Here is a 14649-nt window from a genome sequence, read left to right as displayed (position 1 = left end):
AGGGAGGTCCGTAAGGGAATGGTTGGACACCCGCGGCTGCAAGGGGCTCGTGAGGTGAGTACGGTCGGCCCATGCAGATCGACGGAGCCGGCAGGCAGCAGCGGGGGCATGTTCTTCTCATAGCGGGCGACGCCGCCGTACGGCGGCGGGCCGTTCAGGTCGCGCCCAGTGCGAATCTGGCCGCGCTCGGAGTGCTGCCCGCCTCCGCGTTGCTGAACAGCCACGTCCCCAGTGACACCACGTACCTCGACGGCGCCCGGGATCCGAACACCGTGCTGATGCGGCTGCGCACCGCCGCCGCGACGCCGGGGCCGCTGCTGGTCTACCTGTCGGGGCGGCTCACCCTCGACCGCCGCGGGCACCGCCTCCACCTCGCGCTGGCGGGGACCACGGCCTCCACCGTCCGCTACGCGGCGCTGCCTTGGGACTGGCTGGGCACCGAGCTCGGGGCCCGGTCCGCCGGGCCGACCGCGGTGGTGCTCGACCTCGTCGCAGACAAGTCCGCCTGGCCGGTGCTCCAGGAGTACGGGAGCCTGCCCGCCCCGCCCACCGCCGATGTGTACGGGGTCGTCGTCCCGCCCGCCTTCGTCGGCGGAGCGGACCGCGTGAGCTCGTACACCCACCACTGGATCGACCAGCTTCGCCGCAGCCCCACCCGCCCCGCCAACCTCCAGCTGCACGCGTTCGCCGTCGGAGCCGCCGCCCTGCCGCCCGGCACCCTCGTCCTGCCGGCGACGCGCGAGCTCAGCGTGTCCGCCGCCGCCCAGCAGGTGCCGCAGGATGAGGTCCCCGACCCGCGGCCGCACATCCACGCCCTCGCCTCCGGCGGCCGGCACCAGGAGGCCGCCACCCTCGCCCAGGCCTGGGAGCAGCACGTCCTGCAGACCCACGGGTACACCTCGCCCGAGGCCACCCACTGGGCCGAGATCCGGGCCGACCTCGCCCGGATGGCCGGAAACTACCGCTCGGCGACCCAGCTCTGGATCAACGCCGGGCGCACCCGCCTGGAGCACCAGCCGCCGGACGCCCCCGAGGTCCTGGCGGCCGCGGCGGGCGCCCTGTACTGCTGGACCCAGCTCAAGGACCAGGCGGAGGCCCGCGACGCAGGCCCCGAACTCGTCCGCCTGCTGCGCGCCCTGCCGAGCCTCGAACCGCGGCTCCTGCGGCTCACCCAGCAGCGGCTGGAGGTGCTGGAGGGCAGCCCTTAAGCATGCTTACGGGCCAGGAGGAAGGCCTGGGGGGATTTCTCGTGGTCCGCGGGCTGCCGGACCAGGCGGGCCACCTCCTCCAGGCCCGCCCCGGCGAGCAGGCCGGCGATCAGCTCCGGCGGGGTCCAGTACACGTCCAGCTCAACGGGGTGCCCGTACGCGTGCTCCAGCCGGATCTTCTCGTCGCCCGCCTTGAAGGCGATCAGCAGGTGGCCGCCCGGCGCGAGCACCCGGGCGAACTCCGCGAACAGCGAGGGAAGTTCCCCCGGCGGGGTGTGCACCGTCGAGTACCAGGCCAGGACTCCGCCGAGCACCCCGTCGGCCACGTCCAGCGCCGCCATCGAGCCCACCTCGAAGCGCAGGCCCGGATACGACCGCCGGGCCACCGCCACCATCGCCGGGGAGAGGTCGACGCCGAACGTCCGTACGCCGAGCCCGTCCAGATGGGCCGTCACCCGTCCCGGACCGCAGCCCAGGTCCGCGACCGCTCGCGCCGCGCCGCCCTCCTCGCCGCGCACGCACTCGGCGAAGGCGGCCAGCATGGCCCGGTCCAGCGGCTTCCTGGCCAGCTCCGCGCCGAGGAGCCGGGCGTAGTCGACGGCTACGGCGTCGTAGGACGCCCGTACGGAGTTCAGGTCCGAAGTCTCCTTCATGCCCTGTGACACTAGACCGCCCGACCCCGCTCGTCGGCCCCGGCCAGCGGATTGTCGAGCTCCGCCCACTGGTCGCCCGGGATTCCGGGGCTCAGCCGCATCAGCGTCAGGGCCTTGGTCGGCAGCGGCGCGGTCAGCAGGGCCTCGGTGTCGGCGGTGGCCGGGAGGCCGGCGGCCTGGGCCAGCGCCTCGGCGAAGGCCGCCGCCGAGCCCGTCGTGGCCCCCAGGGTCCCGGTCAGCAGGGAACCGAACAGTTTGCGCCGCAGCAGGGTCACGTCGTCGGTGATCAGCCGGCCCGACAGCGGCGGCACCGGCAGACCGTGCCGGACGAGCCGCTCCGGGCTGATCCGGATGTCGGCGAGATCGCGGTAGACCAGCCGCAGCGGGGCCCCGGCCGGGGACAGGACGACGAGGAGGTTCTGGCCGTGGGCCTCCAGCGCCACCCCGAGATCGAGTACCCGCAGGCACACCGAGAGCGCGAGCCGGGCGAACTCGGCCCGCCAGGACGCCGAGCGCGCGAACGGCGACAGGGCCAGGGCCGCCACCGGCGCGACCCACTCGCCCGCCGCGGCATCCGCGTACACCTCGGGGGGCTCGCGGAGCACCGCGGCCAGGTCCGGGCTGTGCGCGGTCGCGGCGCCGAGGGTCCGGGTGATGTGCAGCCGGCCGTCGAGCCGCTCGGACAGGGCCTGCGCGAACGCGGACACCGCGGCCGCCGTCTCGATGGAGTATTCCGAGATGTCCCGTACGGAGGAGGTCAGCCGGGTGCTCAACGCCGTCTTGACGTGTGCACCGCCCGCCACCGGGGCGAGGGTGCGCAGGGCCATCAGAGGATGCGCCGCGAAGCCGGGGCGCAGCGCCCCCGGCCCCCGGCCCGTCTGTTTCAGGACGTGTTCCGCCTGCCACGGGTGCACCGGCAGCAGGAGCCGGCGGCCCTCCCGCAGCTCGGCCGGCCAAGCACCCGTGACCAGGCATTCCTCGGCCCGTACGGCCACCAGCCCGAGCTCGACCACCGGCCGGTGCTCCGGCGCGTACGCCAGCTGCTCGGCCACCGAGAACCCGGGCCGGGAGCGGCAGTTGGGGTGGTACGGATGCCCGTCGACCACCCGCTGCTCCCACTCCCAGCAGGCCTGCGGGGCCGCCTGCTCCGTCGCCGGCCGTCCGGCCCGGGACAGCGCGAGCGAGGCCGAGCTGTCGTCCAGCTCGGCGGCGAAGGCGTCCCCGTGCGGCACCCCCAGCGCCGCCACCAGCCGCCCGGCCTGCCGGTACGGGGTGCCGTCGAGCAGCACCTCGGACACGTACGGGTCGGTCGCGTACGGGTCCGGCAACGGGCCCTCCAGCCGTCTGCCCCCGGACAGCAGGAGCGTCAGCCCGCCGGGCCCGCGCTCCCGGCGTTCCACCCATGGCAGCGGTTCGAAGGCCAGCGCCCGCCACAGCCGGGTCAGTACGGCGGCCCGGGCGCCGGCGAGCGCGGCGCCGTAGGCGGCAACGAGCGCAGGGCGCACCTCGGCCAGTTCGGCGGACACGGCCTCTTCGGCGGGGGAGGCGGGAAGGTACATGCTGGAGTCCAGGGCCCTGTTCCTCTCACGGGTGACGTGATGATCACTTCATCATCGCGGATACTGAAGATCACGGCCGGTGGTACGCCCCGCGAACTCCCGGCGCATTGGATGGACCGAATGGAATCCGTGGACCTCAACGCCGCCGCCGACGCGTACGCCGGCACCCCTCTGCTGAACTGCCTGCTGCGGGAAGCCGCCGATCCCGCCGAGGAGTTCGCAGTCACGACGGATGATGCCCACGCGGGGCGCGTCCACCGGCTGCGCGGCAGCGGGCGGCTGCTGCGGGTGCGGGGCGGGCGCCGGCCGGTACGCCCCGAACTGCGCACGGCGCAGGGCTGGCAGCCGCTCAGCCACACCGAGCTGGTCAAACTGACCGCCGACGAGCTGCACCGGTACGCGGGCGCGGCGAACGACGAGCTCCCGGTCGAGATCGCCGACAGCCGCGAGGCCGTCGCCGCGCTGCTGGCCGCCCGCGCCGCAACGGCGCCCCCGCAGGACCCGTACGTGCTCTCCGAGCAGTCCCTGGTCATGGGACACCCGTACCACCCCGCCCCCAAGGCCCGGGGCGGCGCGCCCGCCGCGAGCTGGCTGCCGTACGCGCCGGAGGCGTACGCCCGGTTCCCGCTGGTCTTCCTGGGGCTGCGCGAGGACCAGGTGGCCGAGGAGGGCGGGCCGGCCGCGGCCGGTGCGATCGACTCGCTGGCCGGGCTGCTCGACGGCCCGCGCCCGCCGGCCGGGTACCGGCTGCTGCCCGCGCATCCGTGGCAGCTGGAGCTGGTGGGCTGCTCGGCGGCCGTACGCGAGGCCTTCGCCGACGGGCGGCTGCTGCGGCTCGGCCCGGGGCGGCTCCCGGCCTGGCCGACCGCCTCGATCCGGACCCTGTACGTACCCGGCGAGGGGAACCGGGAGCGGGACCTCTTCGTGAAGTTCAGCCTCGACGTCCGGATCACCAACGACGTGCGCCGGCTGTGGCGGCACGACCTGCTGAAGCTGCGCCGTACGGACGCCGCGGTCGAGGCCGGGTTCGCCGATCTGCGCAGCTCCGGGTCCAACGCGGTCTGGCTCGCCGACCGCGGCTACCGGACGGCGGCCTTCGCCTTCGAGGAACTCGCCGTCCTGGTCCGCGACGGTCTGCACGCGCAAGTGGAGCCGGGGGCCACGCCGTTGGCGTGCGCCGCGCTCGCCGAGGGCTTCGCGGACAGCCCGCTGGCCGCGACGGGCGATCCGGTCGGCTGGTGGCGGGCGTATCTGCGCCATGTCGTGCCGCCCGTGCTCGACCTGTTCGCCCGGCACGGCGTCGTACTGGAGGCGCACCTGCAGAACACCCTCGTGGCCGTCGACGCCCAGGGCATGCCGGTACAGGCCCTGTTCCGGGACGCGGAGGGGGTCAAGCTCCTGCCGGACGTGGAGCGCGATGCCGCCTGGCAGCGGCTGGTCTACTGCCTGGTGGTCAACCACCTGACCGAGGTGGCGGGGGCCCTCGCCGAGGAGCACCCGGACGCGGCCGCCGCGGTGTGGCCGGCGGCGCGCGAGGAGTTCCTGCGCTACGACGCCGAACGCGGCCTTCCGGAGATCGCGGAACTGCTCTCGGCCCCGGCCCTCCCGGCCAAGACGAACCTGCTGCTGCGCTGGACCCGCGCCGACGGCGCGGACGCACGCTACATCCCGCTCCCGAACCCGCTGCGGGTTTAGCCGCTTTCAGGCGCTGCGCGGTCAACCGCGTCGGACGGGGCGGTGGGGCGGCGGGATCCGGCCAAGGTGGCGGTGGGATCGGGGGCTCCCCTCACCCAAAGGTATAGACCAATGCTAGGTTGCGTACCGCGCAGTCCTTGACCACCCGTCAGAGGAGAAGCCATGCCCTCCCTTACGCGGGGCGGCGGCTCGGCCGCCGCCATGCCCAAGTATCAGCGGATCGCCGCAGCGCTGCGGCGCGAGCTCGAGCGCGCCGGGCGCACCCCCGGTGGCAGACTGCCTTCCGAGCGCACCCTGGCCGCCCGCTACCAGGTCAACCGGCAGACCGTCCGGGCCGCCCTCCAGCACCTGCGCGAGGACGGCCTGATCGTCACCGAGCGGCGCGGCACCCGGCCGGCCGCCGTCGAGGGCGCGGCGGCCGGGCGCACGGTGGTCGTGCACGACCGGAGCCGGCTCACCCTGGTCACCGTGCCGCCCTCGCTCGCCGCGCTGCTCGGCATGCGCGGCGGGGACCGCACGCTGGTCCACCACCGCCGCGAGCGCGGCCCGTCGGGGGAGACGCTCCGGGACGCCGTCACTTACCTGTGCCCGCGCGCGATCGCCGGGAGTCCCGAACTCGCCCGCTACCGCGACCGCTCGGCCGTCCGCGACGAGGACCTCGGACCGCTGCACCGGTGGCTCGAGCGGGCCGCCGGGCAGGGCCGGGTCGCCGAGACCCTCACCATGACCCGCAGCAGCCACCCGTCGGCCGCCGCCGCGGTCTGCGGGCTGACCGTGCGCCGCACCCTGCACGACGGCACCGGCTGGCTGCTCGCCGTCACCGACCTCGCCTTTCCCACCTGGGACCGGCTGACCTTCCACCGGGACCACGAGGCGGCCGGTTTCCGCGTCACCTGACACCGGACCCCTCAGAAGCGCAGGGCCCATGCGTCGATGTAGCCGGTGTAGCCCGCAAAGGCGTCGTACACCCGCAGCTTCCACACGCCGTTGGCGGTCTGCGACGAGGCGTCGATCGCGATCACCCCTCTGAGGTCGGCGTTGCCCCAGCCGGTGTAGCTGTCCTTGATCGGGTACACCGTGCCGTCGGGCGCGATCACGTCGACCTGGAGGGTGCCGGAGTCCGGGTGCCTGATGTCGAGCTCCACGTCCAGCTGCGCGGGCGCGTGCCCGGCGATCCCGCTGACCGTGACCGGGGATTCGACCGGCTCCAGGTCCTCGACCGGGTAGTCCGCGGTGTTCGCGAAGCGCGGCCCGGGCACCCGGTTCGGCGCCGACCCCACGTAGAGGAGCCGGTCGGGCGAGCCGGGTCCGGCGTCGACCACCGAGGCGGTCGTGGCCGCCGCGGTCAGGGCGCCCGCGACCTGCGCGGGTGTCGCCGTACGGTGGTCGGCGAGGTAGAGCGCGGCCGCGCCCGCCACATGCGGGGAGGCCATCGAGGTGCCGGACATGGCGGTGCTCCAGTCGTCTCCCCAGAAGACCGCCGAGGTGATCGAGTCACCCGGGGCGAACAGGTCCACGAGAGGGCCGTAGTTGGAGTACGGGGCGCGCGCGTCGCGGTCGTCGGTCGCCCCGACCGTGAGCGCCGTGGGCACCCGGGCGGGGGAGTGGGTGGAGGCGTCGGCGCTCTGGTTGCCCGCGGCGACCGCGTACGTGATCCCGGAGGCGATGGAGTTCCGTACGGCGGCGTCCAGCACGTCGTCGGGGTCGCCGCCCAGGCTCATGTTCGCGACGGCGGGTTTCACGGCGTTGCGGGTGACCCAGTCGATCCCGGCGACCACCTGCTCCGTGGTGCCCTGGCCCGACCAGTCGAGCACCCGGACGGACACGAGCTTCGCCTTCTTCGCGACGCCGAACTTCGTGCCGACGAGGGTCCCGGCGACGTGCGTGCCGTGCCCGTGCAGGTCCTCGGACTCGTAGTCGTCGTCGATGGCGTCGTATCCGTACGAGGCGCGCCCGCCGAAGTCCTCGTGGCTGATGTTGACGCCGGTGTCGAGGACGTACGCGGTCACGTCCTGCCCCGCCGAATCCGGATACGCATAGCTCCCGTCGAGCGGGAGCCTGCGCCGGTCGATCCGGTCGACGCCCCAGGACGGCGGGTCCGGCTGCGTGGCGTCGAGCCGCAGCCTCCGGTTCTGCGCGACCTCGGCGACGGCGGGGTTCGCGGCGAGTCGCCGGGCCTGCCGCGCCGACAGTTCGACGGAGTAACCGTTCAGCGCGGCGTCGTAGGTCCGGCGGATCCTGCCGCCGAAGCGTGCGACCACCTCCCGGCCCTGCGTCGTACGGGCGCCGGCGCGGGCCGGGTCCAACAGGACGAGGTAGCTGCGGGCGACGGCTCCGGGGGTGCCGGCGTACCGGACGGTCCCCTCGGGCGGGCTCGCGGCGGAGGCTCCGGTGTCCGCGCCGAGCGCGAGCGCCGAGGCGAGCGCGAGGACGGCTCCGCACCGTCGCCATCCGAACCGCCGTACTCCGCTTGGTTCGCTTCGTGCACTTCGTCCACTTCGCCCGTGTGCTCCGAGTGGTCCGCGTAATCCGTGCGATCTCGTGCTCATCCGGCTCGATCCCCCCTGGCGTCGTCCGCTCAGACTGGGGCGCCCCGGGGCCCCGCACAAGGGAGTGCACGCAGCTGGAATCCGACCCGCCGGTCGCGCGCACGCGGATGCGCCTCGCGTGCGCGCGCGAGTAAACGGACGGCCGCATTTCCGGCAATTCTTGACGTATAAGCTGAAAGAGACCACCATCTACGGCAGTCAAGGTCCCGCGCCGCAAGCCGACAAGCCCAAGGAGCGAACCCCATGCCCGCCCTTGCCCCGTCCTCCACTTCCGAAACCGTCACAGTCGTTCCCCGTCCGCGCCGCGGCATCCAGGCCGCCCGGATCGCGGACCTGCCGCGGATCGAGGAGCCTAGGGAGGTGGCTCCCGCCGATGCCCGGGAGCTCTCACGGGTGTTCTTCCGGCGGCTGCACGAACTGCCTGAGGGCACCCCGGAACACCAGTACGTTCGCAACGCGCTCATAGAGATGAACGCCTCACTCGTCCAGTACGCCGTCCGCCGCTTCCGCGGCCGGGGTGACGGAGGCGACATCGAGGACATCGTCCAGGTCGGCACCATCGGCCTGATCAAGGCGATCGACCGGTTCGACCCGGCCCGCGAGAACGAGTTCGCGACCCTCGCCATGCCGTACATCACAGGTGAGATCAAGCGCCACTTCCGCGACACGTCCTGGGCCGTCCGCGTCCCGCGCCGGCTCCAGGAGCTGCGCATCGACATCGCCAAGGCAAAGGAGCAGCTGACCACCACGCTCGACCGCTCGCCCACCGTCGTGGACCTCGCCGACCACCTCAGCCTCTCGGAGGAGGAGGTCATAGAGGGTCTCGTCGCCGCCAACGGCCACACCAGCGGCTCCCTGGACGCCCCGCACACCGCGCACGCGGAGCGCGGCGACGGCTCGGCCGACGGCCACACCCTCGCCGACGTCATGGGCGAGGAGGAGCCGGCCCTGGAGCGCGTCGAGGACATCCAGACCCTCGCGCCGCTGCTGGAACAGCTCACCGACCGCGAGCGCCGCATGCTGCAGATGCGCTTCGGCGAAGAGCTGACCCAGGCGCAGATCGGCGCCGCGCTCGGCATCTCGCAGATGCAGGTCTCGCGCCTGCTGACCCGCCTCCTCGCGCACCTGCGCACCTCCATGCTGGAGGACCCCGACCCGGCGTGAGGTGGATCACCTCGGCGTTTACCCCCGAACGCCCTGGGCACCCGCGGATCCGGAGCGGACCCTTCCGCCGGCCGTGACACGGCCGGCGCGGGGGCGGGCGGATCCCGTACCGCTCCACGGCTGCGCCCGGCCCACCGGCCGGGCGCGCGCCGTTCCCGGTACGACCCGCGAGGTGTATGTGTCCACGCTCCAGGCCGAGCACGTCTACAAGGTGTTCGGAAGGCGACCCGGCGACGCCGCTGCCGCGGTCCGCGCGCTCCGAGCCGGCGCCGGCCGCGACGAGCTGCGCGCCGACGGCACGACGGCCGCTGTGATCGACGCCTCATTCCGCGTCGAGCCCGGCGAGATCTTCGTCATCATGGGTCTGTCGGGATCCGGCAAGTCCACGCTGCTGCGCATGCTGAACGGACTGCTCGAACCCACCCAGGGGCGCATCCTCTTCGACGGCCAGGACCTCACCTCGCTCTCCCGGCGTGAGCTGCGCCACGTCCGCTCCACCAAGATCAGCATGGTCTTCCAGCACTTCGCGCTCTTCCCCCACCGCAGCGTGCTCGAGAACGCCGCCTACGGGCTGGAGGTGCAGGGCGTCCCCCGCGCCGACCGCGAGCGCCGCGCCGCCGAGGCACTGGAGCTGTGCGGGCTCGCGGGCTGGGAGGCGTCCTGGCCGGACGAGCTGTCCGGCGGCATGCAGCAGCGCGTCGGCCTCGCCCGCGCCCTGGCCACCGACGCAGACCTGCTCCTGATGGACGAGTCCTTCAGCGCGCTGGACCCGCTGATCCGCCGCGACATGCAGGACCAGCTGCTCGAGCTCCAGCAGCGGCTCAGGAAGACCATCGTGTTCATCACGCACGACCTCAACGAGGCCATGCGCCTCGGCGACGGCATCGCCGTCATGCGCGACGGCCGCATCGTCCAGCAGGGCACCGCCGAGGACATCCTGACCCGCCCCGCCGACGACTACGTCGCCTCCTTCATCCAGGACGTCGACCGCTCCCGGGTGCTCACGGCCGACGCCGTGATGACCGACCCCGTCGCAGGCAGCTGCGCCTGCGGCTGCCCCAGCGTCACCGCGGACACCCCGCTCGCCGACCTGTGCGCGGTCAGCGCCCGCGTCCCGCACGCCGTCGCCGTCACCGACGCGGACGGCGCCCTCGTCGGCTCCGTGCCGCAGGACCGCCTCATCGCCTTCATAGGTGACGAACAGCGGCCCCCGATGGCCTGCGTGGAGGTGGCCGCCTGATGCCCCGCCTGCACCTCGGCGCCTGGGTCGACAGCGGAGTCGACTTCCTCCAGCGCCACCTCTCCTGGCTGTTCGACGCCGTCAGCATGCTCGTCACCGGCCTGTACGACGGCATCCACGCCGTGCTCGACGCACCCGCCCCGCTGCTGTTCGCCGGCATCCTCGCCGTCGCCGCCTGGTGGCTGCGCGGGCTGCTCGCCGCGCTCCTCGCCTTCGCCGGCTTCGCACTCGTCGACTCCGTCGGCCTGTGGGCCGACGCGATGTCCACGCTCTCCCTGGTCCTGGTCGCGACCCTCGTCACACTCGTGTTCGCGGTCCCGCTCGGGATCTGGGCCTCCCGGTCCGACCGGGTCAGCGCCGTCCTGCGGCCCGTCCTGGACTTCATGCAGACCATGCCGGCCATGGTCTACCTGATCCCCGGCATCATCTTCTTCGGGGTGGGCGTGGTGCCCGGCATCATCGCGACCATCATCTTCTCGCTGCCGCCCGGCGTCCGGATGACCGAGCTCGGCATCCGCCAGGTCGACACGGAACTCGTCGAGGCCGCCGACGCCTTCGGGACCACCCCGCGCGACACCCTCGTACGCGTGCAGCTGCCGCTGGCCCTGCCCACCATCATGGCGGGCATCAACCAGGTCATCATGCTCGGCCTGTCCATGGTCGTCATCGCCGGCATGGTCGGCGGCGGCGGGCTCGGCGGCGCCGTCTACCGGGCCATCGGCAACGTCGACATCGGCCTCGGCTTCGAGGCGGGCATCTCCATCGTCATCCTCGCCATGTACCTGGACCGGATGACCGGGGCGCTCGGCCGCCAGGTCTCCCCGCTCGGCCGGCGCGCGCTCGCCAAGGCGCAGGCCGCCACGAGCGGCGCCGCCAAGCTGTGGAACCACCGCCCCCAGCCGGCCTACGCCGTCACCGGCGCCGTGGTGCTCGCCCTCGTCGCCGGCGGCCTGAACACCTTCGGCGGCTCCGGGCAGCCGGCCGCAGCCGGGGCCGGCGGCATCGGCAAGGGCCGCAAGATCAGCATCGGCTACATCCCCTGGGACGAGGGCATCGCCTCGACCTACCTGTGGAAGGAGCTCCTGGAGCGCCGCGGCTTCCAGGTGGAGGCGAAGCAGCTGGAGCTCGGCGCCCTGTTCACCGGGCTCGCGGGCGGCCAGGTCGACTTCCAGACCGACGCCTGGCTGCCGGTCACGCAGGCCCAGTACTGGGAGAAGTACGGGAACAGGCTGGACGACCTCGGCTCCTGGTACGGACCGACCTCCATCGAACTGTCCGTCCCCTCCTACATGAAGGACGTCACCTCCCTCGCCGACCTCAAGGGCAAGGGCGGCGAGTTCAAGGGCCGGATCGTCGGCATCGAGCCCAGCGCGGGCGCGATGGGGATCCTGAAGGGCAAACTGCTCAAGGAGTACGGCCTCGACGGCGAGTACGAGGTCGTCGACGGATCGACCCCCGGCATGCTCGCCGAGCTCAAGCGGGCCTACGAGAAGCAGGAGCCGGTGGCGGTCGTGCTCTGGTCGCCGCACTGGGCGTACGCCTCGTACGACCTGAAGAAGCTCGAGGACCCCAAGGGGGCCTGGGGCAAGGGCGACGGCATCCACACCCTGGCCCGGAAGGGCTTCGCGGCGGACGAGCCGGAAGTGGCCACCTGGCTGCGCTCGTTCAAGCTGACCGAAGCCCAGCTGACCGGCCTGGAGGCGAAGATCCAGGAAGCCGGCAAGGGCAAGGAGCAGCAGGCGGTCCGCGCCTGGCTGACCGAGCACCCGGAGATCGCGAAGGCCGCGTGACCGCCGCGAGGCCGTGAGGGCGCCGGGCGCGCGGGAGCGGAGGAGGAGTACGCCCTCCGCGCCCCGGCTCCTTCACCCGTCCCGGCGAGTGGGCACCGGGCCTCGTCGGACGCCGCCGGGGACGCGACTCTGACCAGCCGGAACTCTGGAGGATCGGCCCGTGCGCCCGGAGGGTGGTCCATGGCACAGTGCCAGGAGCACAACCGCCGGACCAGGGAGCCCCCATGCGCGAACCGCACCTCATGCCCCGGCTCGCGTCCGCCCCCGCAGCCCCGGCGGAGCCGAGCCCGCTGCCGCGCTGCCCCGAGTGCGCGAGCGCACCGGAGCGCATCTCCTGGCGCCAGCGCCCGGGCCGGCCGGTGGTGCTGGCCTTCGACCCCTGCGGCCACCGGTACAGCTCGCCGGCCCCGCCGATCCTGGCCGTCACCCCGCCGCCGGCCGAAGCGTACGAAGGGCCCGCACCTCTCAGCAGGTGAGGAACGTGGCGATCCGCTCGGCGAACGCCTCCTCGCCGACGATCTCGATGCCCGCCTCCTCGGCCTTGGCCACCTTGCTGCCGGCCTTGGCGCCCGCCACGAGCAGCGTCGTCCGCCCCGATATGCCGCTCGCGGACTTCCCGCCGGCCCGCTCGATCAGCTCGCGTACCTTGTCCCGCGTGTCGTACGCCGCCAGCGCACCCGTCATCTTCCCCGTGACCACCACGCACTGACCGGCGAGCGGCCCCTCGGCGCCCTGCGCGCCCTCACCGCCGGCGGGGCGCGCCACCTGCGGCTCGACGAGGTTGACCCCGGCCGCGGCCAGCTTGTCGATGACCGGCCCGAGCTCCGCGACCTGTGCGACGATCCCGGCCGCCTTGGTGTCCCCGACCAGTTCGACCTCGGTCATCGCGGCGGCATCGGCGGCCCGGATCGCCTCCATCGTCCCGAAGTGGCGGGCGATCCGCCGGGACATGCCCCGCCCGGTGCCGACGACCCCGAGCGCGCAGAACACCCGGGCCAGCGGCCTGCCCTTCGCGGCCTCGATCTGCTCCAGCAGCTTCACCGCCCGCTTCTCGCTCCCCGCCGCCTCCGCGAGCGCCGCGCGGTCCAGCCCGAACAGGTCGGCCACGTCCCTGACCCGACCGGCCTCGACCAGCGCCCGTACGTACGTCTCACCCAGGCCGTCGATGTCCAGCTGGTCGCGCCCGCCGGCGTACAGGATCGCGGCGATCCGCCCGCAGTCGGCCGGCTGCGCGCACCGCCACCGCTCCTGGCTCCGGTCGATCTCCCCCTGGCAGCCGGGGCAGACGGCCGGCAGCTCGATGGCCCGCTCCTCGCCGGTGCGCAGCTCCAGCACCGGGGCCTCGATCCGCGGGATGATGTCGCCCGCCTTGTACACGGTCACGGTGTCGCCGAGCCGCAGGCCGCGGCGCTCGATGTCGGCCGGATTGTGCAGCGTGGCGTGCCGCACCACCGAGCCGTCTATCTCCACCGGCTCCAGCACGGCGGTCGGCGCGAGCACCCCCGTGCGGCCCACCGCCCAGGTCACGTCCAGCAGCTGCGTGCGCCGTTCCACGGCCGCCAGCTTGTACGCGGTCGCCCAGTGCGGGTGGCGCGAGCCGGTCCCGGCCGCTGCCTGTTCGGCCAGGGAGTCCAGCTTGACGACGACCCCGTCGATACCGAAGGGCAGCCGGGCGCGCAGGGCCGCGATCCGGTCGACGTGCTCCTGCACCTCGGCGACCGTGGCCACCACCGTCAGCCCGGCGGGGGTGGCCGCGGCCGTCCGGACGCCCGCGGCGGCGACGAAGGCCATCACCTCCGCATGCGTGCTCCCGGGCAGCACCGCGGGGCCGTCGGTGCCGTCGAGTTCGACCGCCCCGAACGCCCAGAACGTCATCTCCACCGTGTACGGGCGGCCCTTGGCCCGGAGCGTGCCGGCCGCACCGTTGCGCGCGTTCGAGAACGCCCCGGCGCCGTGCGCGGCGCGTATCTCATTGGCCTGTTCGAACTGGGCCGTGGTCAGCAGGACTTCGCCGCGCACCTCGAAGGAGACGTCCGAGGCCAGCCGCTCCGGGAGCCCGACGATGGTCCCGATCGCATGGGACACGTCCTCGCCGCTCGTTCCGTTGCCCCGGGTGACGAGCTGGACCAGCCGGCCGCCCTGGTACCGGGCCGCCAGCGAAGCCCCGTCGAGCTTCGGCTCGACGACGAAACCGCCCGCGACCGGTGCGCCCAGCCGGCGAACCACCGAGGCCTCCCAGTCGAGCAGGTCCTGCGGGCCGAACGCGTTCGCCAGCGAGAGCATCGCCGCCGTGTGCGCCACCTCCCCGGCCGGCACCGCGCCCCCGGCCACCTTCCCCGTCGGCGAGGCCGGGTCGATGTGCTCCGGGTACCGGTCCTCGTACGCCTGTATCAGCGAGACGAGGAGGTCGAACGAGGCGTCGTCGAGCGGCGAATCGCCGGACCCGTAGTACGCGGCGGCGGCCCTGATGGCCGTACCGATCGCGTCGGCGTACTCGTCGCGGGTGGTGAGGGCGGGACCGGAAGGAGCGGTGGTGATCGTCATGCTCCGATCCTCGCGCAGGGGTCTGACAACGGCCCCGGGTCGGGGCGGGCGGCTGGACCAGGGCCTGCACACCACCGCGTACACGAGAATTGACGCGACGTCAGTCCCGGGGGCCGGCCAGCGCGGGCTTCGCGCCCGCGTCGTACGCCGGCCGGCCACCCCGGCTTCGGCCTCACGGGCGAGGTCCGCCGGTGGATGCTCGAAGGTGCTTGATTGAAGACGATTTCGAGCAGCATCCTTCAAGTGA

11 protein-coding genes are annotated in these 14649 nt (G+C 73.5%); 7 read left to right on the top strand and 4 right to left on the bottom strand.

All coding sequences use genetic code 11. The features are described from left to right. Window positions 1-71 precede the first annotated feature (71 nt). Window positions 72-1208, top strand: coding sequence for a hypothetical protein (locus tag OHT74_RS04675; RefSeq protein ID WP_328619440.1), 1137 nt, complete (start codon window positions 72-74; stop codon window positions 1206-1208). On the opposite strand, the gene OHT74_RS04670 is transcribed toward OHT74_RS04675, so the two are convergent. Both OHT74_RS04670 and OHT74_RS04665 read right to left on the bottom strand, forming a co-directional pair. Continuing rightward, window positions 1205-1861, bottom strand: a complete 657-nt coding sequence (locus OHT74_RS04670; protein WP_266660873.1) for a class I SAM-dependent DNA methyltransferase — start codon at window positions 1859-1861, stop codon at window positions 1205-1207. The genes OHT74_RS04675 and OHT74_RS04670 overlap by 4 nt on opposite strands. A gap of 11 nt (window positions 1862-1872) precedes the next feature. Next, the gene (locus tag OHT74_RS04665) at window positions 1873-3420 is read right to left on the bottom strand and encodes an IucA/IucC family siderophore biosynthesis protein (protein ID WP_328619439.1); all 1548 of its coding nucleotides are present in this window, start codon (window positions 3418-3420) and stop codon (window positions 1873-1875) included. A 111-nt stretch (window positions 3421-3531) separates the two neighbouring features. Between OHT74_RS04665 and OHT74_RS04660 the strand changes: the two genes are divergently transcribed. Beyond that, window positions 3532-5115: an IucA/IucC family protein gene (locus tag OHT74_RS04660; protein ID WP_328619438.1), complete on the top strand. Its 1584-nt coding sequence runs from the start codon at window positions 3532-3534 to the stop codon at window positions 5113-5115. Window positions 5116-5277: 162 nt separating this feature from the next. Then, complete coding sequence (locus OHT74_RS04655; RefSeq protein ID WP_328619437.1) at window positions 5278-6012, top strand: GntR family transcriptional regulator; 735 nt, start codon at window positions 5278-5280, stop codon at window positions 6010-6012. 11 nt (window positions 6013-6023) lie between these two features. On the opposite strand, the gene OHT74_RS04650 is transcribed toward OHT74_RS04655, so the two are convergent. Further along, complete coding sequence (locus tag OHT74_RS04650; RefSeq protein WP_328619436.1) at window positions 6024-7421, bottom strand: S8 family peptidase; 1398 nt, start codon at window positions 7419-7421, stop codon at window positions 6024-6026. Window positions 7422-7907: 486 nt separating this feature from the next. On the opposite strand from OHT74_RS04650, the gene OHT74_RS04645 reads away from it, so the two are divergent. The 4 genes from OHT74_RS04645 to OHT74_RS04630 all read left to right on the top strand — a co-directional run bounded on the left by OHT74_RS04645 (window position 7908) and on the right by OHT74_RS04630 (window position 12334). Next, window positions 7908-8828 carry a SigB/SigF/SigG family RNA polymerase sigma factor gene (locus OHT74_RS04645; protein ID WP_266660863.1) on the top strand — a complete coding sequence of 307 codons (921 nt, stop codon included), beginning with the start codon at window positions 7908-7910 and terminating at the stop codon, window positions 8826-8828. A gap of 178 nt (window positions 8829-9006) precedes the next feature. Continuing rightward, the gene (locus OHT74_RS04640; protein WP_266672476.1) at window positions 9007-10068 is read left to right on the top strand and encodes a quaternary amine ABC transporter ATP-binding protein; all 1062 of its coding nucleotides are present in this window, start codon (window positions 9007-9009) and stop codon (window positions 10066-10068) included. Further along, window positions 10068-11858, top strand: a complete 1791-nt coding sequence (locus OHT74_RS04635; protein WP_328619435.1) for an ABC transporter permease/substrate binding protein — start codon at window positions 10068-10070, stop codon at window positions 11856-11858. Before OHT74_RS04640 ends, OHT74_RS04635 begins: the two co-directional genes overlap by 1 nt. 224 nt (window positions 11859-12082) lie before the next feature. Further along, a complete protein-coding gene (locus tag OHT74_RS04630) occupies window positions 12083-12334 on the top strand; it encodes a hypothetical protein (protein ID WP_328619434.1) in 252 nt (83 codons plus the stop codon). Here the strand turns inward: OHT74_RS04630 and ligA are convergent. Beyond that, on the bottom strand, window positions 12324-14402 hold the full coding sequence (ligA, locus tag OHT74_RS04625) for an NAD-dependent DNA ligase LigA (protein ID WP_328619433.1): 2079 nt from the start codon (window positions 14400-14402) through the stop codon (window positions 12324-12326). The genes OHT74_RS04630 and ligA overlap by 11 nt on opposite strands. Window positions 14403-14649 lie beyond the last annotated feature (247 nt).

Origin of the sequence: Streptomyces sp. NBC_00354 (genome assembly GCF_036106915.1) — a bacterium.
In the GTDB taxonomy this organism is placed as follows: Bacteria; Actinomycetota; Actinomycetes; order Streptomycetales; family Streptomycetaceae; genus Streptomyces.
This window is presented reverse-complemented; position numbering and strand designations above follow the sequence as displayed.